General features: G+C 71.6%; 20 protein-coding genes. 13 read left to right on the forward strand and 7 right to left on the reverse strand.

From position 1 onward, the window contains the following. The first annotated feature begins 25 nt into the window (after positions 1-25). Complete coding sequence (locus ACFWW9_RS13990; protein ID WP_390376136.1) at positions 26-319, forward strand: S26 family signal peptidase; 294 nt, start codon at positions 26-28, stop codon at positions 317-319. Here the strand turns inward: ACFWW9_RS13990 and ACFWW9_RS13995 are convergent. Then, complete coding sequence (locus ACFWW9_RS13995) at positions 312-914, reverse strand: dTDP-4-dehydrorhamnose 3,5-epimerase family protein (protein WP_390376139.1); 603 nt, start codon at positions 912-914, stop codon at positions 312-314. The genes ACFWW9_RS13990 and ACFWW9_RS13995 overlap by 8 nt on opposite strands. A gap of 311 nt (positions 915-1,225) precedes the next feature. Between ACFWW9_RS13995 and ACFWW9_RS14000 the strand changes: the two genes are divergently transcribed. Next, positions 1,226-2,389 carry an NADP-dependent malic enzyme gene (locus ACFWW9_RS14000; protein ID WP_390376227.1) on the forward strand — a complete coding sequence of 388 codons (1,164 nt, stop codon included), beginning with the start codon at positions 1,226-1,228 and terminating at the stop codon, positions 2,387-2,389. A 252-nt stretch (positions 2,390-2,641) separates the two neighbouring features. Further along, entirely contained in the window at positions 2,642-5,824 is a 3,183-nt protein-coding gene (locus ACFWW9_RS14005; RefSeq protein ID WP_390376142.1) for an EAL domain-containing protein, read from the forward strand. A gap of 12 nt (positions 5,825-5,836) precedes the next feature. Here ACFWW9_RS14005 and ACFWW9_RS14010 read toward each other — a convergent pair whose 3' ends face one another. Further along, on the reverse strand, positions 5,837-7,414 hold the full coding sequence (locus ACFWW9_RS14010) for a bis-aminopropyl spermidine synthase family protein (protein WP_390376145.1): 1,578 nt from the start codon (positions 7,412-7,414) through the stop codon (positions 5,837-5,839). Positions 7,415-7,588: 174 nt separating this feature from the next. Here ACFWW9_RS14010 and ACFWW9_RS14015 point away from each other — a divergent pair, with 174 nt between their 5' ends. From ACFWW9_RS14015 to ACFWW9_RS14025, 3 genes are read left to right on the forward strand one after another with little or no spacing between them, the layout of a single operon-like run. Further along, positions 7,589-8,674: an ABC transporter ATP-binding protein gene (locus ACFWW9_RS14015; protein ID WP_390376148.1), complete on the forward strand. Its 1,086-nt coding sequence runs from the start codon at positions 7,589-7,591 to the stop codon at positions 8,672-8,674. A gap of 60 nt (positions 8,675-8,734) precedes the next feature. Continuing rightward, positions 8,735-9,343 carry an ABC transporter permease gene (locus tag ACFWW9_RS14020; RefSeq protein ID WP_390376230.1) on the forward strand — a complete coding sequence of 203 codons (609 nt, stop codon included), beginning with the start codon at positions 8,735-8,737 and terminating at the stop codon, positions 9,341-9,343. Then, the gene (locus ACFWW9_RS14025) at positions 9,343-10,089 is read left to right on the forward strand and encodes an ABC transporter permease (protein WP_390376233.1); all 747 of its coding nucleotides are present in this window, start codon (positions 9,343-9,345) and stop codon (positions 10,087-10,089) included. Before ACFWW9_RS14020 ends, ACFWW9_RS14025 begins: the two co-directional genes overlap by 1 nt. A 103-nt stretch (positions 10,090-10,192) precedes the next feature. On the opposite strand, the gene ACFWW9_RS14030 is transcribed toward ACFWW9_RS14025, so the two are convergent. Continuing rightward, entirely contained in the window at positions 10,193-11,338 is a 1,146-nt protein-coding gene (locus tag ACFWW9_RS14030; protein WP_390376151.1) for an RNA-guided endonuclease InsQ/TnpB family protein, read from the reverse strand. Positions 11,339-11,471: 133 nt separating this feature from the next. On the opposite strand from ACFWW9_RS14030, the gene ACFWW9_RS14035 reads away from it, so the two are divergent. After that, a complete protein-coding gene (locus ACFWW9_RS14035; RefSeq protein WP_390376154.1) occupies positions 11,472-12,359 on the forward strand; it encodes an ABC transporter substrate-binding protein in 888 nt (295 codons plus the stop codon). 43 nt (positions 12,360-12,402) lie between these two features. Here ACFWW9_RS14035 and ACFWW9_RS14040 read toward each other — a convergent pair whose 3' ends face one another. The 4 genes from ACFWW9_RS14040 to ACFWW9_RS14055 form a co-directional block, all read right to left on the reverse strand. Next, positions 12,403-13,185 carry an IclR family transcriptional regulator gene (locus ACFWW9_RS14040; RefSeq protein WP_390376157.1) on the reverse strand — a complete coding sequence of 261 codons (783 nt, stop codon included), beginning with the start codon at positions 13,183-13,185 and terminating at the stop codon, positions 12,403-12,405. Positions 13,186-13,290: 105 nt separating this feature from the next. Beyond that, positions 13,291-14,202, reverse strand: coding sequence for an NAD-dependent epimerase/dehydratase family protein (locus tag ACFWW9_RS14045; protein WP_390376160.1), 912 nt, complete (start codon positions 14,200-14,202; stop codon positions 13,291-13,293). A 19-nt stretch (positions 14,203-14,221) separates the two neighbouring features. Then, on the reverse strand, positions 14,222-16,612 hold the full coding sequence (locus ACFWW9_RS14050) for a DUF4132 domain-containing protein (RefSeq protein ID WP_390376163.1): 2,391 nt from the start codon (positions 16,610-16,612) through the stop codon (positions 14,222-14,224). Continuing rightward, positions 16,612-17,004, reverse strand: coding sequence for a hypothetical protein (locus ACFWW9_RS14055; protein ID WP_390376166.1), 393 nt, complete (start codon positions 17,002-17,004; stop codon positions 16,612-16,614). The genes ACFWW9_RS14050 and ACFWW9_RS14055 overlap by 1 nt, the downstream gene beginning before the upstream one ends. 71 nt (positions 17,005-17,075) lie before the next feature. Here ACFWW9_RS14055 and ACFWW9_RS14060 point away from each other — a divergent pair, with 71 nt between their 5' ends. The 6 genes from ACFWW9_RS14060 to ACFWW9_RS14085 all read left to right on the forward strand — a co-directional run bounded on the left by ACFWW9_RS14060 (position 17,076) and on the right by ACFWW9_RS14085 (position 24,279). Then, entirely contained in the window at positions 17,076-17,573 is a 498-nt protein-coding gene (locus ACFWW9_RS14060) for a sigma-70 family RNA polymerase sigma factor (protein WP_390376169.1), read from the forward strand. Further along, a complete protein-coding gene (locus ACFWW9_RS14065; RefSeq protein ID WP_390376172.1) occupies positions 17,570-18,649 on the forward strand; it encodes a hypothetical protein in 1,080 nt (359 codons plus the stop codon). The genes ACFWW9_RS14060 and ACFWW9_RS14065 overlap by 4 nt, the downstream gene beginning before the upstream one ends. A gap of 72 nt (positions 18,650-18,721) precedes the next feature. Next, complete coding sequence (gene hutH / locus ACFWW9_RS14070; RefSeq protein ID WP_390376175.1) at positions 18,722-20,230, forward strand: histidine ammonia-lyase; 1,509 nt, start codon at positions 18,722-18,724, stop codon at positions 20,228-20,230. After that, positions 20,227-21,879 carry a urocanate hydratase gene (hutU, locus tag ACFWW9_RS14075; RefSeq protein WP_390376178.1) on the forward strand — a complete coding sequence of 551 codons (1,653 nt, stop codon included), beginning with the start codon at positions 20,227-20,229 and terminating at the stop codon, positions 21,877-21,879. Before hutH ends, hutU begins: the two co-directional genes overlap by 4 nt. Continuing rightward, a complete protein-coding gene (locus tag ACFWW9_RS14080) occupies positions 21,872-23,050 on the forward strand; it encodes an allantoate amidohydrolase (RefSeq protein ID WP_390376181.1) in 1,179 nt (392 codons plus the stop codon). The genes hutU and ACFWW9_RS14080 overlap by 8 nt, the downstream gene beginning before the upstream one ends. Beyond that, the gene (locus ACFWW9_RS14085; RefSeq protein ID WP_390376184.1) at positions 23,047-24,279 is read left to right on the forward strand and encodes a formimidoylglutamate deiminase; all 1,233 of its coding nucleotides are present in this window, start codon (positions 23,047-23,049) and stop codon (positions 24,277-24,279) included. The genes ACFWW9_RS14080 and ACFWW9_RS14085 overlap by 4 nt, the downstream gene beginning before the upstream one ends. Positions 24,280-24,282: the final 3 nt, after the last annotated feature.

Here is a 24,282-nt window from a genome sequence, read left to right on the forward strand (position 1 = left end):
GTTGGCTCCGCATGGTGGGAACCCGTTGCCGCTGCTCCGGGTGCGTGGGCCGTCGATGGCGCCCACGGTCCGGGACGGCGACGTCGTGGTGGTGCGGTACGGGATCCCGCCGACGGCGGGGGACGTCGTGGTGGTGCGGTGGGCCGCGCGGCCCGGTCAGCTGTCGATCAAGCGCGCCCGTGAGCAGCACGGAAACGGCTTGTGGCAAGTACTTGGCGACAACCAGTTCGGTTCGACGGACTCCCGCACGCTGGGGCCGGCCGAGGTGCTGGGGGTCGTGCGGTGGCGGCTGTGGCCGCGGCCGCGGCGGCTCAGGTAGAGCGGAGCTTCGCGTACCAGGCCTGGCACTCCTCGAAGTCCGGCAGCAGCCCGGCGGCCAGCGCCTCGGAGAGGGTGGGGGCCGCGGTGTCGCGCTCCGACAGGATCTGCGCCACGTCGGCGGGCCACGGGATCGCCAGTTCCGGGCACAGCGGGTTCACGCCGTGCTCGCCGGTCGGGTTGTACCCCTCGGAGCAGAGGTACGTCATGGTCGTGTCGTCCTCCAGCGCGATGAACGCGTGGCCGATGCCCTCGGCCACGTAGAGGGCGTTCAACGCCGTGGAGTCCAGGCGGACGACGTCGTGCTCGCCGAACGTGGGGGAGCCGACCCGGAGGTCGACGACCACGTCGAGCAGCGCGCCGCGCGGGCAGTAGACGTACTTCGCCTGGCCGGGCGGCACGTCGGCGAAGTGGACGCCGCGGATCGTGCCGCGCCGCGAGGTGCTGTGGTTGGTCTGCGCGAGGCGCAGCGGGTGCCCGACCGCGTCGAGGAACGCGGCCTCCTGGAACGGGGCGGCGAACACCCCGCGGTCGTCGGGGAACGCCTTTGGGGTGAATTCCCAACTTCCGAGGATTTTCGTCTCGCGCACTCTCATGGCGGTAATCGTAAACACCGTGCTGATCTTGACCGATTCTGCCTGCGGAAACGGACCGAGTGGTCTTATAAACCGGACGGACGTCTTGGTAAACCCCCTCTGACCTGCGGCGGAAGTGTGACGCGCGCCGCAGACACAAATCTTGATCGCTGTCATGCTTGCCCGACCGCTTCACCAGACCGGGCCACAAAGTGAGTCCGGTCGCACCTTTTCAGGCCCCGTGGATCGAGCGTGACAACGCTGGTCGCGGTGCGCCGCCAGGCACGCACCGCAGGAGGACCACGCCCGTGACCGCTCTCAACGAGAAGCCCATGACCACCACCCAGCCGACGGACGAGGAGATCTTCGCCGCGCACGTCGGCGGCAAGCTCAGCCTCGGCGTCACGGCCTCGCTGGCCGACCCCCGAGCCCTGTCCATCGCGTACACGCCGGGCGTGGCGAAGGTCAGCAGCGCGATCGCCGAGGACCCCTCGCTGGCCGCCAAGTACACGTGGGCGCACCGGCTGGTCGCCGTGGTCAGCGACGGCACCGCCGTCCTCGGCCTCGGCGACATCGGCCCGTCCGCGTCGCTGCCGGTCATGGAGGGCAAGGCCGCGCTGTTCAAGACGTTCGGCGGCCTCGACTCCATCCCGCTGGTGCTGAACACGACGGACGTCGACGAGATCGTCGAGACCCTGGTCCGGCTGCGGCCGTCGTTCGGCGCGGTCAACCTGGAGGACATCTCCGCCCCGCGCTGCTTCGAGCTCGAGGCCAAGGTCATCGAGGCGCTGGACTGCCCGGTCATGCACGACGACCAGCACGGCACGGCCGTCGTCGCCCTGGCCGCGCTGCGCGGCGCCAACACCGTCCTGGGCAAGGACATCGCGAACCAGCGGGTCGTCGTCTCCGGCGCGGGCGCGGCGGGCATCGCCTGCGCGAAGATCCTGCTGGCCGCGGGCATCGGCGAGGTCACCCTGGTCGACTCGCGCGGCATCATCCACGCCGGTCGCGACGGGCTGAACTCCATCAAGGACGAGATGGCCCTCGTGACCAACGGCAGCGGCCTGCGCGGCGGCATCGCCGAGGCCCTGCGGGGCGCGGACATCTTCCTGGGCGTCTCGTCGTCGCAGGTCGGCGAGGACCTGATCGCGAGCATGGCGTCGGACTCGATCGTCTTCGCGCTCTCCAACCCGCACCCCGAGGTTCACCCGGACGTGGCGAACCGGCACGCCGCGATCGTGGCCACGGGCCGAAGCGACTTCCCGAACCAGATCAACAACGTCCTCGCGTTCCCCGGCATCTTCCGCGGCGCGCTGGACGCGGGCGCGCGGCGGATCACCGAGGGCATGAAGCTGGCCGCCGCGGCCGCCATCGCGGCCGTGGCCTCGGACGACCTGGCCGCCGACCGCATCGTGCCGAGCGCGCTCGACCCGAGGGTCGGCCCGGAAGTCGCGGCCGCCGTCGCTGCCGCGGCGCGGGTCGACGGCGTAGCCTGATCTTGCAGGAGTAGGGCGAGCGAAGGCCCTGGTTCACGCGTCCGTCACTTTGCGGGAAAGCGCATCCACGTTCGTGGTAGCTCGTTACCCCGTGAAGGGGGTGGGCGATGACGCTCCGAAGCGCTACCGTCCCTCTCCTCGGGTGAATGCCCGAGGAGAGGGACGCGTTTCTGCCGCAATTCGGGTGCAGCCAGGTTCGACGGCTGATCACCCCTGCGCCGCGACAGGCGTCGACGCGGGAAGGGTGGGGCCGTGCCCAAGCGGACCGGTATCGCTTCGGTGGCGCTTGAGCCTGCCCAGCGAACTGCCGTCACACTGGACGGCGTGACGCTCCCCGACGCCCCCTCCTTGCTGGTCGATTCCAAGGGCGTCGTCATGCAGGCGAACGCCGCCGCCGTCGAGCTCGCCCGCGTGGAATCATCGGATGTCCTGGTCGGCCGGACGCTCGGCGAGCTGCTGCTCGGCACCCAGTCGGACCTCCGGTTGAACCGGGGCATCGGCTCCCCGCTGCCCGTGCGCGTCGTGCGCAACCCCGTCCCCGGCACCGGCTTGCAGGCCGTGCTCCTGGTGGACGTCTCGGACCTGGCCGCGGTGGCGGACGAGTTGCGCGACGAGCAGCGCAGGCTGCGGACCGTGCAGCGGGTCGCCGAGATCGGCTCGTGGGAGTACGACCCGGCCACCGGCGTGACCGTCTGGTCGGACTCGCACTACGAGCTGCTCGGCCTCGAGCCCGGTTCGGTCGTGCCGGGGGCGCAGGCCGTGCTGGACGTCGTGCACCCGGACGACTACGAGATGGTCGCCAGCTACTGGACGAACCGCGAGCTGTCCGGCGACGCCATAGACATCGAGTACCGGGTCATCCGCCCGGACGGTGAGCTGCGGCGCATCCGCGGCGTCGCCGAGGCGAAGATGGCCGAGGACGGCAGCGCCGAGCTGATCACCGGCTACATCCGCGACATCACCGCCCAGTGGCGGGCCGACCAGGAGTTGGCGCTCGAACGCGGCCGCCTGCTGGAGGCGCAGCGGATCGCCCGGATCGGCAGCTGGGCGTTCGAGCTGAACACCAAGGCCATGCACCGCAGCGAGGTGCTGGTCGAGATGTACGACGAGATCGAGTACGAGCCCGGCGCGAAGCTCCTCGACGGCGTGCACCCGGACGACATGATCGTGCTGGACCAGCTGCGGGACCAGCTGCTGGGGGCCGTGGACGAGTCGACCGTCGAGGTCGAGGTCCGCAGCAAGTACAACGACAAGGTGTTCATCTGCCGCGCGCGGCCGGAGTTCGGGCCGGGCGGCAGGACCATCGAACGGCTGCACGGCACCGTCCAGGACGTCACCGAGGCCCGCGTGCTGGAGCGGCAGCTCCGCGAGGACCGCCGCAGGCTCGCCGACGCGCAGAAGGCCGCCCGCCTCGGCGTGTGGGAGTGGGACCTCCAGTCCGACGAGACCGTGTGGTCGGACATGCTCACCGACCTGTTCGGCGTGCCCCACGAGGAGCGGACCACCTACCAGACCTACCTCGACCTCGTGCACCCCGACGACCGGGCGTGGGTGGACGAGCTGTGGCAGCAGCTCGTGGCCAACCAGTCGCCGGTGCAGTGCGAGCACCGCATCCTGCGCCGCGACGGCAAGGTCCGGGTGTTCCGCGCCTACGGCGTGGTCGTCGAGAGCCAGCCGGGTGAACGGCCGCGCGCGGTCGGCACGGCGCAGGACATCACCGAGCAGCGCGCCGCCGAGACCAGGATGAAGCGGTCCAGCCAGCGGTTCGCGGACCTCGTGTCGCTGACGCCGGTCGGCATCGGCCTGTTCGACGAGGGCGAGCGGCTGGTCGACGCGAACGACGCCCTGTGCGACCTGCTCGGCATGGAGCTGGAGGAGCTGCGCGGGATGACCGCGGAGCAGATGACGCACCCGGACGACAACCAGTCGCGGCTGCGGTCGGTGGACCGGATGACGGCGCTGGGCGCGGACCGGACGCACAAGATCCCGCAGCGCATCCTGATCCGGCCGGACGGCGAGCGGGTGTACTGCGAGCTGCACATCGCGCTGTCCGTGCAGGACGACGGCCGCCGGTTCTGGCTGATCGTGTTCCAGGACATCACCGAGCGCCGCCGCACGGCCGAGGCGCTGCGCCACCAGGCCACGCACGACGACCTGACCGGGCTGCCGAACCGGGCGCTGGTCAAGGAGATCCTCGGCGAGCTGCTGGAGAGCCCGGACCGCGCCAAGGTGGCGGTGCTGTTCTGCGACATCGACAACTTCAAGCGCATCAACGACTCCCTCGGCCACGACGCGGGCGACGAGCTGCTGGTCGCGCTGGCCCGAAGACTCGAGGACGGGCTGCCGGAGGGCTGCACGGCGGCCCGGCTGTCCGGGGACGAGTACGTGATCATCTGCGCCGACCTGGAGCAGGCGGGCGGCGTGGACGTGCTGGCGACGAAGGTCGCGGGCCTGCTGCGGACCGCCGTGCCGGTGCACGGCCAGCTGGTCCGGGTGTCCGCGTCGATCGGCGCGTCGGTGCCGAACGGGGCCCGCACGACCGGCGCTGACCTGCTGCGCTTCGCGGACGCGGCGATGTTCGAGGCCAAGAGGCGCGGCGCGGGCCGGGTGTCGCTGGCCAGCGCCGCGCTGATCGCCTCCGCGGACCGCCAGGTGCACCTCGAGGGCCAGCTGCGGGACGCGCTCGCCAACGACGAGCTCCAGCTGCACTACCAGCCCGTGGTGGGCGTCGACGGCACCGTGCTCACGGCCGAGGCGCTGGTCCGCTGGCCGCACCCGGACCGCGGGCTGCTGCCGCCGGACGTGTTCCTGCCGGTCGCCGAGCAGGGCGACCTCATGCGCGACCTGGACCGCTGGGTGCTCAAGACCGCGTTGCGCGAGGCGTCGACGTGGCCGACCCACAACGGCCGGTCCGTGTCGATCGCGGTCAACCTGTCCGGGCTCGTGCCCGGCGACGCGGAGTTCGTCGACATCGTCGCGGACACGATCGCCGAGGCCGGGATCCCGTGGAACCGGGTCGTGCTGGAGCTGGTCGAGACCGCGCTGGTCGACCTGCCGTCACGGGTGCGCCAGTCGATGGACGAGCTGGTGCAGCGGGGCGTGCAGTTCGCCGTGGACGACTTCGGCACCGGCTACTCGTCGCTGGCCCGCCTCAAGGACCTGCCCGCGCAGATCATCAAGGTCGACCGCCGGTTCGTCTCCGGCGTCGGCAACGACTCGTCGGACTTCGCCGTCGCGCGGGCCGTGGTCGACATGGCGCGGGCGATGGGCCGCAAGTGCGTCGCCGAGGGCGTCGAGACCGCGACCCAGTTCCACGTGCTGCGTGGTGTCGGCGTCGACGCCTACCAGGGCTGGCTGTTCTCCCGCCCGGTGCCCGCGAAGGAGTTCCGGGCCGTGCTCGCGCTCGGCCCGCTGCACATCCCCCGCGCGGGCTAGCCCGCGTTCGGCCTAGTCGGCGACCGACGCCTCGACCAGCGGCAGCAGCGCGGCGATCCGGTGTCGCGGCAGGTCGACGAGCCGCTCGTCCAGGTCGTCGTGCTCGCCGACGGCGGCGTCGATGCGCTCGCGCGCCTCCCGCTTGGTCAGCGCGCCGCGCGACACGGTGATCAGCGCCTCGCGCCACACGTTGCCGAGCTTGCCGTGGGCGCGCAGCAGCACCTCGCGGACGACCAGCTTGCCGGGTGACAGCTCACCCGCGAGCACCTGTTCCGCGACGACGATCGTGTGCTTGTTGTCCGGTGTGCCGCGGAGGAACTTGAGCCGGAAACGGCTGTCCACCAACGACGTCAGCTCGTGCTGGCCCTTCTCACTGGACACGTTGGGGTGGTTGTTCGGCACCAGCGCCGCCAGCCGCGCGGGCACGCTGGCGAGCAGGGTCCGCAGCAGCCACGGGCCGGGGTCGCCGGTCAGGTCGACGGCGAGCGACGCCGCGCCCTTGCCGATCGGCTCGTACCAGCCGGGCTTGCGGGGCTTCGGCGGCGGCGAGGACTCCGGGCGCGGCGCGAGGTCGGACAGCTTGTCCAGCGCCTCCCTGCTCGGGCCCGTGCCCTCCAACGACTGGGGGCCGTGGGTGTAGATGCCGGTCTTGCCGTGCGACCCGGCGCCCTTGCGGGACGTGGGGCGGCACACGTAGAGGTCGGCGGCGCTGCCGATGGCCTGCGCGCCGTCGAAGCGGTGGAACGCGGGCAGGATCGCCTCGAACACCAGGCCGAGCCGCTGCAACTCCTGCTGCACCTTCAGCCCGAGCGCGGGCGTGCGGTCGCTGAACCCGTACGCCAGCAGCACCCGGCCGCGGGCGGGGTCGGCGAGGCAGTCGATCGCGCGCCCGGCGAACAGGCCCATTCCCTCCGGGGTGTACGGCGGGTCGCTGAACACCAGGTCCGCCGACTCCAGCACCGACGGCGGCAGCCCGAACCGGAAGTCCGCGTGCAGGCACCGCACGTTCCAGCCGCGCTCGGACGCCAGCGCGTCGACGAACTCCAGCAGCCGGTCGTCCACGTCCACGACCGTGACCTCGACGTCCGGGTTCACCGCGCACACCGCGAGGGACGTGAGGTCGTGGTCGCCGAGGCACAGCAGCTTCCGGCCGCCCAGGTCGTAGGTCGAGTCCAGCCACAGGGCCCGCTTCAACGCGGTGTCCGCCGTGGCCTGCACGTGGTCCAGCGCGGTCAGCGGCGCGGGCACGTTCGCGATGTCCGCGAGGATCGACCGCAGCGTGTCGGTGTGCCGCGACACCAACGTGTTCACCGGGTCGGCGAGCCCCTCGTCCACTCCGAACGCCTCGGCGTACGCCCCCGCCCGGTACGGCGCGAGCCGGTACCGCTCGCCCTGGGTCTCCAGGTCCTCCTCGGCGGCGGCCAGCAGCTCCTGCACCGTCCGCCGCGGCACTGCGGGAAGCCGCACCAGCTCCGCCAGGGTGTGCCAGTCCTTGCCGAGCAGCGTCAGCACCGGGCGCAGCTTGCGCGCGTGCACCCCGCGCTCCGCCAAGAGGGCTCGTACTCGGTCGATCGGCTCGTTGGTACCCACAACCGGAGCAGAGTAGTGACCGCGCTCCGGAAGGTTACGGGGAGGAGACGTCTGGGCTTCCACGCCTTGGAACGACCTGCCGACGTCAGCCGTTCGGGCTAGGGTCGTTTCTCCTGAACTTCGCTTGCTGTGAGAGCGGCCGATAGGCGGCCGTCCCTACCGGAGGGATCTCGTGTGATCGAGTTCCGAGCCGTGACCAAGCGGTTCGACGACGGGACGATCGCCGTGAACAGCCTGGACCTCACGGTCGAAGCTGGGACGATCACCGTCTTCGTCGGACCGTCCGGTTGTGGCAAGACGACGTCGTTGCGCATGGTCAACCGCATGATCGACCCGACGTCCGGCACGATCCTGGTGGACGGGCGGGACGTGCTGTCCGTCGACCCGCCCGAGCTGCGCCGGGGGATCGGGTACGTCATCCAGCAGGCCGGGCTGTTCCCGCACCGGACGGTGCTGGACAACGTCGCCACCGTGCCGCTGCTGCTCGGGTGGTCCAAGGCGAAGGCCCGGTCGCGCGCGGCGGAGCTGCTCGAACTGGTGGGCCTGCCCGCCGAGATGGGCAAGCGGTACCCGGTGCAGCTCTCCGGCGGCCAGCAGCAGCGGGTCGGGGTGGCGCGGGCGTTGGCCGCCGACCCGCCGGTGCTGCTGATGGACGAGCCGTTCAGCGCGGTCGACCCGGTCGTCCGGGAAGGACTCCAGGACGAGCTGCTGCGCCTCCAGGCGGAGCTGGACAAGACGATCGTGTTCGTCACGCACGACATCGACGAGGCCGTGCGGATCGGCGAGAAGGTCGCCGTGTTCCGCGAGGGCGGCATCCTGGCGCAGTACGACCAGCCAGCCGAACTGCTCGCGCGGCCCGCGGACGACTTCGTCGCGCACTTCGTGGGCAAGGACAGGGGCTACCGCAGCCTGTCCTTTGTGGACGCTTCCGGCGTGGAGGTCGACCCGGTGCCCACGGTCGTCGTCGGCTCGCCCGTCGAGACCTCGTCCGAGTGGCGGCTGGCCGTCGACGAGCGCAAGCACCCCCGTGGCTGGCTCGCTCCTGGGACCACTGTGGACGGTGGTCTGACCGAGGACGTGCTCAAGCCCGGCGGGTCGCTGTTCGAGGTGGGGCAGTCGATCCGCGGCGCGATGGACGCGGCGCTGTCGTCGCCGTCCGGGCTCGGCGTGGCCGTGGACCCCGAGGGCGCGGTCGTCGGCGCGGTGACGGCGACCCAGGTGCTCGCGGTGATCGAGGGCCTGCGCGAGAGCAGGAGCTGACCCGTGGGCGACCTGGGGAAGTACCTCGGCGACGCGGGAACGCGGTCGGCGATCTGGACGATGCTGCTGGAGCACGTCTACCTGTCGTTGCTGCCGCTGGTGATCTCGGTCGTGCTGGCCGTCGTGCTCGGCTGGGTGTGCCACCGCTACGGCTGGTTCCGCGGCGCGCTGCTCGGCACGGCGAACATCGTCTACACGGTGCCGTCGCTCGCGCTGTTCGCGATCATCCCCGCGATCATCGGCACGCAGGTGCTGGACATCAACAACGTCGTCATCGCGCTCACCGTCTACACCACGGCGCTGCTGACCCGCCCGGTCAGCGACGCGCTCGACGCGGTGCCCGCGCAGATCACCGCCGCGGCCACCGCGATGGGCTTCCGGCCGCTGCGCCGGTTCCTGACGGTGGAGCTGCCGCTCGCGGTGCCGGTGCTGTTCGCCGGGCTGCGGGTCGGGTCGGTCAGCAACATCAGCCTGGTCAGCGTCGGCGCCCTGATCGGCACCGGCGGGCTCGGCGTGCTGTTCACCGACGGCTTCCGCAGCCGCTACCTGGCGCCGATCATCGTCGGCATCGTGCTGACGCTGCTGCTCGCGCTGGTCGTGGACGGCCTGCTCGTGGCGCTGCGCCAGTGGCTCACGCCGTGGAACCACGTCCGGGGGGTGAAAGCGTGATCTTCGCGGACGCGTTCGGGTGGCTGTTCGACCCGGTCAACTGGAGCGGCCCCAAGGGCATCCCGCTCAGGGTCGGCGTGCACCTGCTGTACTGCCTCGGCGCCGTGCTCGGCGCGAGCGCGATCGCGGTGCCGCTCGGCCTGTTCGTCGGCCACACCGGCCGCGGCGGGACGTTCCTGGTCGGCGGCAGCAACGCCCTGAGGGCACTGCCGACGCTCGGTTTGGTCACGTTCCTGTACCTCATCGCGGGCGGCGGAACAGGCCCCGTGCTCATCGCGTTGATCGTGCTCGCGATCCCGCCGATTCTGGCGGGCACGTACGCGGGCATCCAGGACGTCGACCGCGGCGTCGTGGACGCGGCCCGCGGCATGGGGATGACGGGAGGCCAGGTGCTGTGGCGGGTGGAACTGCCCAACGCCCTCCCGCTGCTCATCGGCGGCCTGCGCAACGCGACGCTCCAGGTGGTGGCGACCGCGTCGGTCGCCGCGTACGTGGGCATCGAAACCCTCGGCCGCCCGCTGCTGGACGGCCTGCGCGTACTGGACTACGGCCAGTTCGTGGGCGGCGCGGTGCTGATCGCGGTGCTCGCCGTAGCGCTGGACCTGCTGCTCGCGAGCGGGCAGAAGGCGATCGTCCCGAGAGGACTGCGGCTCGCCGGGCAACCGGTCGGGCCGAAGAAGGGCAAACGCTCGCAGAAGCTGGTGGCAACCGCCGCTCAGCCTGATTCAGGAGGAAGCACGGCTTGACGTCCTCCCCGGTCCCGAGGGACTGGGGAGTTCCGTCCGCCTCGCGGCGGGCGGTTCCTGTTTCCGCTCCCCGGAAGGGAGGTTCCGACAGATGCCTCACCGACTAGCGCCGGTTGGGTCTGATTCCGTCTCCGCAGGCTGCGACCGCCCGTCCGGCGGCCAGAATGTTCCGCGCTGCGTTGACGTCGCGGTCGTGGACCTCGCCGCATCCGGGGCAGGTCCACTCCCGCACGCCGAGCGGCAGCGCGTCGAGCAGGTGCCCGCAGCGCGAGCAGGTCTTGCTGGAGGGGTACCACCGGTCCACCGCGATCACCGTGCGGCCGTACCAGCGGGCCTTGTACTCCAGCAGGGACCGGAACTCCGACCACGACGCGTCGCTGATGGCGCGGGCCAGCGACCGGTTCTTGACCATGTTGCGGACTGCCAGGTCCTCGATCACGATCGTTTGGTTCTCACGAACGAGTCGGGTGGTCAGCTTGTGCAGCAGGTCTCGTCGCCGGTCGGCGATCCGGGCGTGCACGCGGGCGACCTTCACCCTGGCCTTGGCCCGGTTGGTGGAGCCCTTGGCCTTGCGGGCCAGGTTCCGCTGGGCGCGGGCCAAGGCGGCCCGCTCCCGGTGCTCGTGCTGGGGGTTGTCGATCTTCTCCCCGGTGGAGAGGGTCAGCAGCGAGGTCAGTCCGGCGTCGACGCCGACCACGGCCGTGGTGGGTGCGAACCGGTCGACGGTGGTCTCGACCAGGATCGACACGTGCCACCGGCCGGCCGGGTCACGCGAGACCGTCACCGTCGAGGGCTCGGCGCCCTCGGGCAGTGGACGCGACCACACGATCGCCAGAGGCTCGGCCATCTTCGCCAGGGTGAGCTCGCCGTCGCGCCAACGAAACGCCGAGCGGGTGTACTCCGCGGACGCTCGCGACCTCTTGCGGGACTTGAACCTCGGGTAGTCGGCCTGCTTGCCGAAGTAGCGGGTGAACGCTTTTTGCAGGTGCCGCAGACCCTGCTGCAAAGGCACGGACGACACCTCGTTGAGGAAATCGAGTTCGTCGGTCTGCTTCCACGCGGTGAGCAGCGCGGACGTGTCGGCGTAGCCGACCCGCCGCTGTTCCCGGCGCCACGCTGTGGTGCGAATCTCCAGCGCCCGGTTGTAGACCAGCCGGACGCAGCCGAAGGTCCGCGACAACTCCGCCGCTTGCTCCTCGGTGGGGTAGAACCGATAGCGGTACGACCGCTTCACCACCGCTTCCGGCACGACTTCCAGAATACCCGTCCTGCCAACGAAGACCGAAGTAACCTGTCCACTTCGGACCCGACCGTCTCGGCACCGTCCACGGATCGGCTCCTCCCCGGCCTCAAGGCCGGGATATCCACCGATTGGAATTTCCATGAAGCGCTCCTTGGCCGTGGTCGTCGCGGCGGCCGCACTGCTGGTGTCGGCCTGTGGTTCGGCGGAAAACCTCAGCGGCAGCGACCAGCAGGCCGCGTCGGGTGAGGTCGTGGTCGGCTCGGCCGACTTCACCGAGAACAAGATCCTCGCCGAGGTGTACGCGGGCGCGTTGAAGACCGCTGGTCTGAAGACGACCGTGAAGTCCGGCATCGGCGCCCGCGAACTCGTCGTGAAGGCGTTGCAGGACAAGTCCTTGGGCGTCGTGCCCGAGTACACCGGCAACCTGCTCAACTACTTCGACAAGACGAACGCCACCACCACGTCCGAGGACGTGTACACGGCGCTCAAGTCCAAGACGCCGTCCGGGTTGTCCGTGCTGGACAAGTCGGCCGCGGAGGACAAGGACGTGCTCGTGGTGTCGAAGGCGACGGCGGACGCGGGCGTGAAGTCCGTCGCCGACCTCGCCTCGAAGCCGGACTTCGTGCTCGGTGCGGCGGGCGAGTGGGCCCAGCGCTGGGAGGCGAAGATCAACGAGGTCTACGGCGTGAAGTTCAAGGAGATCAAGACCACCGACGCCGGTGGCCCGGTCACCGTGGACGCGCTGAAGGGCGGCACCGTCCAGGTCGCCAACCTCTACACGACGTCCGCCGACATCAAGGCGAACGGCTTCGTCGAGCTGGCCGACCCGAAGAACCTGTACCCGGCGCAGAACGTCGTGCCGCTGTTCCGGTCCGACGCGCTGGACGACAAGGGCAAGGCGGCGCTGAACAAGGTGTCCGCCGCGCTCACCACGGAGAAGCTGGCCGAGTTGGTCAAGCGCGTGGACGTCGACAAGGAGACGATCGCGAACGTCGCGGCCGACTTCCTGTCGAAGGAGAAGATCTGACGCGGTAAGGGAAAAGGGCCGTCCCGGAAGGGGCGGCCCTTTCTCATTTGGTCGGACGGCCGCCGATGCGCGAGGTGAGTTCCTCGGCGGCGAGCAGCGCGTCCTTGGCGACGTCGGGCCACGTCTCGCCGCACTCGGTGTCGCACACGTGCCGGAACGTCACGGTGATGGCGGCGATGGGGCGTTCGCCGTGGTCGAAGACCGGGGCCGCCACGGACGCGAAGCCCTCGGTCACGTAGCCGTCCTCCACCGACCAGCCCTGGCGGCGTTCGGCGCCCAGCAGGCCGCGCAGCGCGGGCAGGCTGTGCGGGCCGCGGCCGGTGCGGTCGACGAAGCTCCCCGCGGTCGGGAACAGCGCCCGGACCTGGGCCGCGGGCAGTCGCGCGAGCATCGCCCGCCCGGACGCGGTGAGGTGCGCGGGCAGCCGGACGCCGACGTCCGAGACGATCGACTGCGGCTGCCTCGGCTGCTCCCGCACCAGGTAGAGGGCTTCCGCGCCGTGCAGGACGCCCAGGTGCGCGGTGCGTTCGACGCGGTCCACGAGCCGCCGCAGCACCGGGCGCGCCAGGCGTTCGAGCGGGTCGTGGCGCAGGTAGGCCGAGCCCAGCTCGAACGACGCCACGCCCAACCCGTAGAGGCGGTCCTCCGGGAAGTGCGTGGCGAAGCCGGCCTCGGTCAGCTCGGCGAGCAGGTGGTAGGTCGTGGACCTCGGCAGGGCCAGTTCACGGGCCACGGACGTGGCCGAGACCGGTCCCGGTCTGCCCGCCAGGAACTGCAACACGGCCAGTCCGCGTCGCAGGGCGGGCACGTCGCTGCTGATCCCCATGCGACCGAGGTTAGTGCGTCCCTTCACGCCCGTGTGGGCTAAAAAACGGCGTCGAGGTGTCCGCCACTCGGCCCGCGACCAGCGCTTGTCCGCCGTTTTGCGGTCTTAACGGGCCGGGAAGGTCTGGCTGATGGCGTGGTCGATCGACCGCGGCGGCGACACCTTCACGAACAGCTCGCGGACCATGAGGTCGCCCAGCTTCGCCGGGTCGAGCCCCGACTGCTTGCCGGTGAGGGACTGGAGCACCCCGGTGGCGCTCAAGGCCCCTCGGACCACGGCGGGCGGCAGGTCGTGGACCTTGCGGGCGTGGCCCGCCGCCGTCGCGATGCGGCTGATCATGTCCTTCCACGTCAGGTTCTCGTCCACGACCGGGATGTCCGCGTCCGACCGCTCCTCCAACGCCGTCACCGCCGCCTCCGCCACGCTGGCCGCGGTCGTGGCGGCGCTGCCACCGGGCGGGGCCAGCAGCGGGGAGCGGGAGCGGACCCACTTGTCCAGGCCGCCGGACCAGTTCGGCAGCCGGTCGCCCGCGCGGCCGAACACGAACGGCAGCTCCAGCACGGCGACGGGCAGGTTCGGGCCCGCCGCCTCACGGCCCGCGCGCGCCTGTTCGACGCGGCTGCGGATGTACGGGTGCACGACCTCCAGCTCCCACTCGGGGTGCTCGCGGTTGAAGTGCGTGTAGTACGAGCCGAGCACTACGGTGCTGGTCGCGCCCGCTTTGCGGGCCGCGCCGAGCAGCTTCACGACCGGTTCCACGTTGCCGCGGTGGAACACCGGGTACGCGGGTTTGCGGGGGATCTCCCGGTCGTCCGCGCCCGCCGCGAACACGACGCCGTCGTGGCCCGCGAGCAGGCCCGCCAGGTCGGCCTCCGACACCGCGGTCGCGTCGAGCGTCCGGTCGATCCCCGGCCGGGCGGTGCGGGCGACGGCGGTCACCTCGTGCCGCCGTTCCCGCAGCCGCTCGACGACGTGCTGCCCGACCAACCCGCTCGCACCCACCACCAGAACCTTCATGGGAACGATCATGCCGGGTTCAGAGCTGGCTGAGGATGGTCGGGTCGGTGATCTCCGTGTCCTTGGCCAGCAGCAGGGCCTTGCTCAGGATGACGGCCAGCGTGCGGTCGCCCTCGAACGGCAGGTAGGCGTCGGTGGTCGCCGACTTCGGCACGATGCACAGGTACCGGTTGTCCGGCTCGATCATGATGTTGCCCGAGCCCAGGTGGATCTTGTACGTGTGCCGCGTGCCCTTGACGTGCAGGAACCGGTCCTCGACCACGCACTGCCCGCCGATCGCCAGCCGGGGCACCAGCCTGGTCAGCAGGTCGCGGCGGGTCTGGGCGGTCTCGCCCAGCTCGCCGAAGCCGTACGTCGTCCAGTACTCGCGGAACCGGCCGTCCGGGCCGCCGTCCTGCCACGTCGGGTCGTTGCCGACGCTGGCGACGCCGACGAACAGGTCGACGTCGCGCAGCACCTCGCTGAGCACCAGCGCGGGCACGTCCGCCAGCGGGACCGGCTCCACGCCCTCCGGTGTCGTGTAGTTGTCGTTGGCCCAGGCGTGGGCGTGGCTCTCCGGCGCGTCGATCGGGTAGAAGCGCACCTGGTCGGTGCGCAGCCGCAGGTAGCTGCCGGACTCGGTGGTGTCGCCGCCGTAGTCCTCGCCGTCGCCCTGCACCCAGTACTCGGCCCGCAACCCCCAGTGCGGCAGGTCGCGGGTGGCGGGCGGGTAGGTGTCGTCCACCATCAGCCGGAGCTTGTTGCGCCACCCCCGGATCGCGGTGAGCGAGTGGAACTGGTGCTGCCGCAGGACGTGCGCGGCGAACCGGTTCGAGTAGACGCGGGTGTTCCGCTCGGCGTCGGTCAGCAGGTACACCTCGCGGTGCGCCTGCTTGAACGGCTGCGTGATCCCGTGCCGCTCCAACCACTCGCGCCAGGCTAGGACCTCGGTGGTCTCCTTGCCGATCGGGTGCCACAGCGCGACCTCGCCGGGTGGCACCGGATTCCCCGCCAGGTCGCGGAGTTCGCCGTCGGCGTAGCCGCACGAGATACCGTCGACCGTCCACAGCAGACGGCGGGCGAGCGTGCCGACCAGCGGGTGGTCCAGGTACCGCTCGCGCCACGTCCCGAACGCCCACGTGCGCCGCGCGAGGAACTGGCGGTCGAGCCGTTCCGCCTGCGCCGTCAGCATCTTGTCCAGGTCCTTGGCGGACGCCTTGAGCTCCTTCAGCTCCTCGGCGTGGTCGCGCTTCACCGCCGCGGGCACGCTTTTCACCGGCTTGCCCGCCGCGGAACGCCACGACAGCACGGCTTTCGGCCCCACCACGGCCAGCACGGCTTTCGTCTCGCCCAGTTCCACCACGGCGCGGCCGACCTCGGTCAAGCCGTACGCGGGCACGGCCAGCTCCTCGATCTCCTCCCGGCTGAGCCCCAGCGCCTCGGCCTTCGCCTCCAAGGCGGCGTCGAGGATCTTCAACGTCCCCTTGAACGTCACGCGGGTCGCGAGCCGCGCCAGCTCCGCGAGCACGGCCTCGCCGTCCATCAGGGTCAGCGCGACCACGCACGCGTTCGCGACCTTCGGGTTGCGCGGCCCGATCCCGGCGGCCTTGCGCAGCGAGGTCTCCACCAGCGCGCCCAACGTCCGCGCGGACGCCGGGTCGGCGGGCAGCAGCGCCACCAGCCAGGTGAGCCCGCGCACCGCGTTGGCGTTGAACGGGTCGTACGACTCGTTGCCGTCCGGCCCGTACGGGTTCGGGTCGAGCAGGAACGTGCGCGGGCGGCCGACCAGCGCCAGCCACTCCAGGACCACCGGCAGCACGGCGTCCGCGCCGATCTCGGCGATCAGCTCCCGCGCGGGCCGGTTCCACTTGTCGTTGGGCTTCGCGGCGGTCGCGGTCAGCACGTGCGCCAGCAGCCGCCGCCACGGCTCGCCGCGCGCCTCCGCGTCCGCCATCGCCCGCTCGGCCCACGGCTCGCCGACGTTGAGCAGCGGCTCGGTGAGCTTCCTCGCGAACGCCGTCGTCTGCGGGAGGGTGTACGTGTCCGTCGCCGCTCGGCGGAACACCGCGATCAGCGCGGGCGACAGCGGGCGGCCCACGGCCAGGTCCGCCTCGGCCAGCAGTTCGTGCCGCATCTGCTGCCAGTACCCCTGCTGGCGGGACAGCGCCTCCAGCGCCGCGGCCCGCTCCTCGCTGAGCGCGCCCGCCGGATCGGCCGCGGCCGTGAGCGTCAGCAGGCAGTGCGCGAGGTTGTACTCCACCGTGCCCCGGTCGAGCACGCCCCTCGGGAACCGGGCGACGCACGCCGCGAGGAACTCCGCCCGCTCCTCCGGCGACAGCGCCTCCACCTTGCCCCGCGCCCAGTCCCACCGCTCGCCCCAGGCGCCGTGGCGGGACTTGACGAACCCGCACAACTCGTCGAGCAGCTTCATCAGCCACCCACCAGCGCGACGAGCTTCAGGAACGTGACCTCGGTGCCGAGCGCCAGGTCGACCACCTCGTCCAGCCCCTCGACCTGCCGGTCGCCGACCAGCACCACGAAGCCGTTGCGCCCGAACGCCTCCAGCGCCAGCGCCGACTGCTTCTCCGGGTCGATCCGCCGGTGCTCCCGCAGCCGGAACCCGTTCAGCTCCGCCTCGGCGTCCGTCGGCCGCACCAGCCCGCGGAACACCACGCCCTGCCGCGCGTTGAACTCCGCGACCTCCTGGAACACCCGCCGCCGGATGACCTCGCGCAGCGGCAGCCGCTCCTCGGCCACGTCGAGCATCCACTGCTCGGTCTTCGTCCCGGACGTCGTCTCGTCGACGACCATCACCTTCGCCATGCCGACAGGGTAGGGAAGGGGTCCGACAGAAACGCGCTCAACAAAATGGTGGGCCCGCGCATTGGAGGGGCATGAGCCGAAGTTTCGAGGACTTCACCGCGGACGAGGCCACCCCGATGCTGCGCTACGCGATGGTTCTCACCTGCGACGCCCAACTGGCGCAGGACGTCGTGCAGGAGTGCCTCCTGCGGGCGCAGCAGAAGTGGCAGCGGATCGGCGCGCTGGACGCGCCCGCCGCGTACGTGAAGCGGATGATCACCAACGAGTACCTGTCGTGGCGCAGGCGCAGGGCGGCCAAGGACGTCGCCATGTCGCACGCCGCCCTCGACGCGGTCGGCAGCACGGCCGTCGACGCCGTGGGCCGCTACGACGAGCGCGACGCCATGCTGCGCCGCATCGCCCTGTTACCGCGCAAGCAGCGCGCGGCCGTGGTGCTCCGCTACTACGACGGGTTCGACGACGACGAGATCGCCGACGTCCTGGGCTGCGCCGCCGGAACGGTCCGCAGCCACATCTCCCGCGCGCTCACGACGTTGCGCGCCGCCAACAGCTTGGAGGAGGCCCGATGACCACCGACGACCTGATCCGCGAGGCCCTGGCGAAGCAGGCCGACCTGGCCCCGCCACCGCACGCCATGCTGGCCGCGCTCGCCCGACGGCGTCGCAACCGGACGCCGCTGGTGATCGCGGTCCTGGTGACCGCGTCGGCGCTGGTCGCGGTGGCGGCGGTGATCACCCGCCAGCCCGCGCCCGTCGCCGACCCGGCTGTCACCCAGACGCCGACGTCGTACACCGGCAAGCCGCCACGCCCGGACACGAAGCCGGACTACTCGCTCGGCGAGGTGCCGCTGCGCTACGAGCCTGGATGGCTGCCGGACGGGTTCGTGGAGCAGTTCCGCGAGCTCTACTCCGGGGGAATCTACACCCGCCAGTGGCGGAACCCGGCCGACCCCGAGCAACTCGTGGCGTTCAGCGCCAAGGCGAAGGACGGCCCGAACCCGATGGTCGAGCAGACCTTCAAGGACGCGAAGGACGACCGGGTCGACCTCGGGGCCCTGGGTGAGGGCCGCTACGCCTTGCCCGTGGAACCCCAGTCGACCACCCTCCTGTGGCGCGGCGCGGACGATCGCCTGGTGTGGCTCCGGGCCAAGAACCTGCCCGACCCGCGCGAGGTCCTCCCGCGGATCGCCAAGGCGATGAGGACCGACGGCAAGTCCGTCCACGGGCCCGTGCTGGAGGTGGCGGCGCCCTACGCCGGAAACCGCACGACGGATTCGTCCTCCTACACCTCGACGGGGACCTCTCCGACCGACTGGACGGTCACGATCGCCACCTTCGGCACCGTCACGCCGACCGAGGTGCGGCTGTCGTCCGACTCCCCGGACACCACCGGTGGCACGCCGGTCCGGGCCCGTGGGACGGACGCGACCTTCGTCCCGGCCAGGCAGGTCGGCGACGACTGGACGGACGTGATGGTCGTGGTGCCCGTCGGCGACCTGTTCCTGACCATCGCGGGCAAGTCGTTCCAGGCCGACCTGAGGACTCCGCCCAAGCCGTCGGCGATCCCCCTGGAGACGCTCGTCGCCACGGCGAACGCCACCACGGTCGCCGACCACGTCGACGTCTCCTGGTTCGGCAAGAGGTAGCTGTCTGGTATCCCAGACGGAGTCACCCGCTCCGGGGTCGTGGAAACGGCTCCGGGGCGTTGTGATGTGCACATGGTGCAACCCGTGCAGCTGGGTCCGAAGCCGCTGACCCGCGAGGACGTGCAGGCCGTCGCCCGAGACGGCGTGCCGGTGGAGATCCCGGAGGCCACCAGGGAACTGGTGGCGTCGGCGAGGGCGCACATCGAGCGGCTCGCCACCGCCGAGCAGCCGACGTACGGCGTCTCGACCGGGTTCGGGGCGCTCGCCGTGCGGCACATCCCGCCGGACCGGCGCACGGCGTTGCAGCGGTCGCTGATTCGGTCGCACGCCGCGGGCGCGGGCCCCGAGGTCGAGCGCGAGGTCGTCCGCGCGCTCCAACTGCTGCGGCTGCGCACGCTGTCGTCCGGTCACACCGGTGTCCGGCCGACGACGGTCGACGCCATGGCCGCGATGCTCAACGCGGGCATCACGCCCGTCGTGCACGAGTACGGCTCGCTGGGCTGCTCCGGCGACCTCGCCCCGCTGTCCGCGGCCGCGTTGGCGCTGATGGGCGAGGGTCTGGTGCGCGACGCGGACGGCGAACTCGTCGAGGCCGGGGTGGCTCTGCGGAAGGCGGGCATCGAGCCCGTCGTCCTGGCCGAGAAGGAGGGCCTGGCGCTGATCAACGGCACCGACGGCATGCTCGGCATGCTGGTGCTCGCCATCGGCGACCTGCACGCCCTGCTGGACCTGGCCGACCTCACGGCCGCGATGAGCGTCGAGGCGCTGCTGGGCACGGACCGGGTGTTCGCCGCCGACCTGCACGCCCTGCGCCCGCACCCCGGCCAGGGCGCGTCGGCCGCGCGGATGGCCAGGCTGCTGGAGGGCTCGGAGATCATGGAGAGCCACCGCGGCCCGGACTGCACCCGCGTGCAGGACGCGTACTCGCTGCGCTGCTCCCCGCAGGTGCACGGCGCGGCCCGCGACACCGTGGCCTACGCCGAGGTCGTCGCGGACCGCGAGCTGGCTTCCGTGATCGACAACCCGGTCGTGCTGGCCGACGGCCGGGTCGAGTCGAACGGCAACTTCCACGGCGCGCCGGTCGCGTACGTGCTGGACTTCCTGGCCATCCCGGTCGCGGACGTCGCCAGCATCGCCGAGCGCCGCACCGACCGGATGCTCGACGTGAACCGGTCGCACGGCCTGCCGCCGTTCCTCGCCGACGACCCCGGCGTCGACTCCGGCCACATGATCGCCCAGTACACGCAGGCCGCGATCGTGTCCGAGCTGAAGCGCCTGGCCGCTCCCGCGTCCGTCGACTCGATCCCGAGTTCGGCGATGCAGGAGGACCACGTGTCCATGGGCTGGTCCGCGGCCCGCAAGCTGCGCAAGGCCGTCGACGGGCTGACCACCGTGCTGGCCATCGAACTCCTCACCGCCGCCCGCGCGCTCGACCTGCGCGCGCCGCTCAAGCCCGCGCCCGCCACCGCGGCGGCCGTGGCGAAGCTCCGCGAGACCGTCCAGGGCCCCGGCCCCGACCGGCACCTCGCCCCCGAAATCGCGGCCGCCGAGGCCCTCATCCGAAGTGGAGCCCTCCGTTGAGCACCGAGATCCGCGCTGCCAGGGGACTGGACCTGACCGCCAAGAGCTGGTCCACCGAGGCCGCGCTGCGCATGTTCCACAACAACCTCGACCCCGACGTCGCCGAGCGCCCCGAGGACCTCGTGGTCTACGGCGGCACGGGCAAGGCCGCCCGCGACTGGCCCAGCTTCCACGCCATCAGCCGCGAGCTGGAGAACCTGGCCGACGACGAGACGCTGCTGGTCCAGTCCGGCCGCCCGGTCGGCGTCATGCGCACCCACGAGTGGGCCCCGCGCGTGCTCATCGCGAACTCCAACCTCGTGCCGGACTGGGCGAACTGGCCCGAGTTCCGCAGGCTGGAGGCCGCGGGCCTGACCATGTACGGCCAGATGACCGCCGGGTCGTGGATCTACATCGGCACCCAGGGCATCCTCCAGGGCACCTACGAGACCTTCGGGGCCGTGGCGGACAAGCGCTTCAACGGCACCCTCCGCGGCACCCTCACCGTGACCGCCGGTCTCGGCGGGATGGGCGGCGCGCAGCCGTTGGCCGTCACGATGAACGAGGGCGTGGCCCTCTGCGTCGACGTCGACCCCCACCGCGTGCAGCGAAGGCTGGAGACCCGGTACCTGGACGAGGTCGCCGACGACCTGGACGACGCCATCGCACGGGTGCTCGCCGCCAAGGCCGAGGGGCGCGCGCTGTCCGTCGGCGTCGTCGGCAACGCGGCCGAGGTGCTGCCGGAGCTGTTGCGCCGCAACGTGGACGTCGACATCGTCACCGACCAGACCTCCGCGCACGACCCGCTGGCGTACCTGCCCGCCGGGGTGGCCTTGGAGGACTGGCAGGACTACGCGGCCACCAAGCCCGAGGAGTTCACCGACCGCGCCCGCACGTCGATGGCCGCGCACGTCGAGGCCATGGTCGGGTTCCTGGACCGCGGCGCGGAGGTGTTCGACTACGGCAACTCGATCCGCGGCGAGGCCAAGCTCGGCGGGTTCGAGCGGGCGTTCGACTTCCCCGGTTTCGTCCCCGCCTACATCCGCCCGCTGTTCTGCGAGGGCAAGGGCCCGTTCCGCTGGGCCGCGCTGTCCGGTGACCCGGCCGACATCGCCAAGACCGACAAGGCGATCCTGGAGCTGTTCCCGGAGAACGAGAAGCTCGCCCGGTGGATCAAGATGGCCGGTGAGCGCGTCGAGTTCCAGGGCCTGCCCGCCCGCATCTGCTGGCTCGGCTACGGCGAACGCCACCTCGCGGGGCTGAAGTTCAACGAGATGGTCGCCAGCGGTGAGCTGTCCGCGCCGATCGTCATCGGCCGCGACCACCTCGACTGCGGCTCGGTCGCCTCCCCGTACCGCGAGACCGAGGCGATGGCCGACGGGTCCGACGCCATCGCGGACTGGCCGCTGCTCAACGCCATGGTCAACACCGCCTCCGGCGCCACGTGGGTCTCCATCCACCACGGCGGCGGCGTCGGCATCGGCCGGTCCATCCACGCGGGCCAGGTCACCGTGGCCGACGGCACCCCGTTGGCGGCGCAGAAGATCGAGCGCGTGCTGACCAACGACCCCGGCATGGGCGTGCTGCGGCACGTCGACGCGGGCTACGACCGCGCCTCCGAGGTCGCCGACGAGCGGGGCGTGCGCATCCCCATGTCGTCCAATGGGTGACCTGCTCGCCGACATCGCGGATGTCGGCCGGGACGCCAAGCGCGGCGGGTACTCCCGCCACGCCTTCGCGCCCGCGGAACTGGAGCTGCGCCAGTGGTTCACCGCCGAGGCGGCCAAGCGCGGCCTCGACGTGCAGGCGGACCGCAACGGCAACCTGTGGGCGTGGTGGGGCAAGCCCGGTCGCAACGCGGTCGTGACCGGCAGCCACCTGGACTCCGTGCCTGGCGGTGGCGCGTTCGACGGGCCGTTGGGCGTCGTGTCGGCGCTCCAGGCCGTGGACGTGTTGCGGGCCAAGGGTTTCGTGCCCACCCGGCCGTTCGCGATCGTCGTGTTCGCGGAAGAGGAAGGCGGCCGGTTCGGCGTGGCCTGCCTGGGATCGCGCCTGATGACCGGCGCGATCTCGGCGCAGGCCGCGGCGTCGCTGACCGACCCGGACGGCGTCACGTTCGGCGAGGCCGCGCACAAGGCGGGTTTCGACCCGTTGCGGATGGGCCGTGACGACCGGGCGCTGTCGATGATCGGCGACTTCGTCGAGCTGCACGTGGAGCAGGGCCGCGGCCTCGACGTCCCGGTCGGCGTGGCGTCCTCGATCCTGGCGCACGGGCGGTGGCGGTTCAGCTTCACCGGCGAGGGCAACCACGCCGGCGCGACGCTGATCGAGGACCGCCGCGACCCGATGCTCCCGGCGTCGCGGATGGTCCTGGCGGCGCGCAAGGCCGCCACCGGCGGCGCGCGGGCGACCGTGGGGCGGCTGATCCCGAACCCCGGCGGCACCAACGTGATCGCGTCCTCGGTCGACGTCTGGTTGGACGCGCGTGCCGAGGAGGACGCCCGCACGCGCGAGGTCGTCGCCGAGATCACCGCGGCGGCCACGCGGGCCGCCGAGGACGAGGGCTGTTCGCTCAAGGTCACCGAGGAGTCGTACGGCGACACCGTGCACTTCGACGCCGGCCTGCGCGACTCCCTGGCCGAGGTCCTGGGCGGAGTACCCGCCCTCCCGACCGGCGCGGGCCACGACGCGGGCATCCTCGCTGCCCACGCCAGGACCGCGATGCTGTTCGTCCGCAACCCCACCGGTGTCAGCCACGCGCCGGAGGAGTTCGCGTCGTCGGACGACTGCGCGGCGGGTGTCGTGGCGCTGGCGACGACCCTGGAGCACTTGGCGACGTGACGAGCTACTGGTGCGAACAGGCGTGGCTGCCCGAGGGTGTCGTCCCCGGCGTCCTGGTGGACGTCGTGGACGGCGTCGTCGTCCGACTGTCCACAACGGACGCTCCGGGTGACGCCACCCGGTTGTCGGGCGTGGTGCTGCCGGGCTTCGCCAACGCCCACTCCCACGCCTTCCACCGGGCCCTCCGGGGCCGGACCCACGACGACGGCGGCACGTTCTGGACGTGGCGCGAGGCCATGTACTCCGTCGCCGCGTCCCTCACCCCGGACAGCTACCTCGCGCTGGCCACCTCGGTCTACCGCGAGATGGCCGTCGCCGGGATCACGGCCGTGGGCGAGTTCCACTACCTGCACGACCGCTCCAACGAGATGGGCGAAGCCCTGCGCCAAGCGGCGGCGAACGCAGGCATCCGCTTGACCCTGCTGGACACCTGTTATTTGGCCGGCGGTATCGACCAACCGGTACAGGGTGTCCAGGAGCGCTTCACCGACGGTACCGCTTCGGCGTGGGCCGCCCGCGTCGCCGAGCTGCGCCCGGACGCGATGACCAGGATCGGCGCGGCCATCCACTCGGTGCGGGCCGTTCCCCGCGCCGAGCTGGCGGAGGTGGCCGCCGCGTTCCCGGAGCAGCCGCTGCACGTCCACCTGTCCGAGCAGCCCGCCGAGAACGAGGCCTGCCTGGCCGCGTACGGCATGACCCCCACCGAGCTGCTCCACGAGGCGGGCGCGCTGACCCCGCGCACCACGGCGGTCCACGCGACCCACCTGTCCGACAAGGACATCGCCCTCCTCGGCACCTCCGGCACGGGCGCGTGCTTCTGCCCCACCACGGAGGCCGACCTGGCCGACGGCATCGGCCCCGCGCGGGAACTCGTCGACGCCGGCAGCCCGTTGTCGTTGGGCAGCGACCAGCACGCCGTCATCGACCCGCTCTTGGAATCACGGGCCTTGGAGCACGGCGAACGCCTCCGCACCGGCAGGCGAGGCCGTTTCTCGCCACGGGAACTGATGGCGGCGTTGACCAACCACGCCTCCATCGGCTGGCCGGAAGCCGGGCGCATCGGCGTCGGCGCACCGGCCGACTTCGTCGCGATCCGCCTCGATTCGGTGCGCACGGCCGGTTCCCGGCCCGAGCAGGTGGTCCTGACGGCCACCGCGTCGGACGTGGCGACCGTGGTCGTGGCCGGGAAGGTCATCGCCCAAGACGGTGTTCATTTCTCGAACGGGTGATGG

Source organism: Umezawaea sp. NPDC059074 (genome assembly GCF_042738955.1).
In the GTDB taxonomy this organism is placed as follows: domain Bacteria; phylum Actinomycetota; class Actinomycetes; order Mycobacteriales; family Pseudonocardiaceae; genus Umezawaea.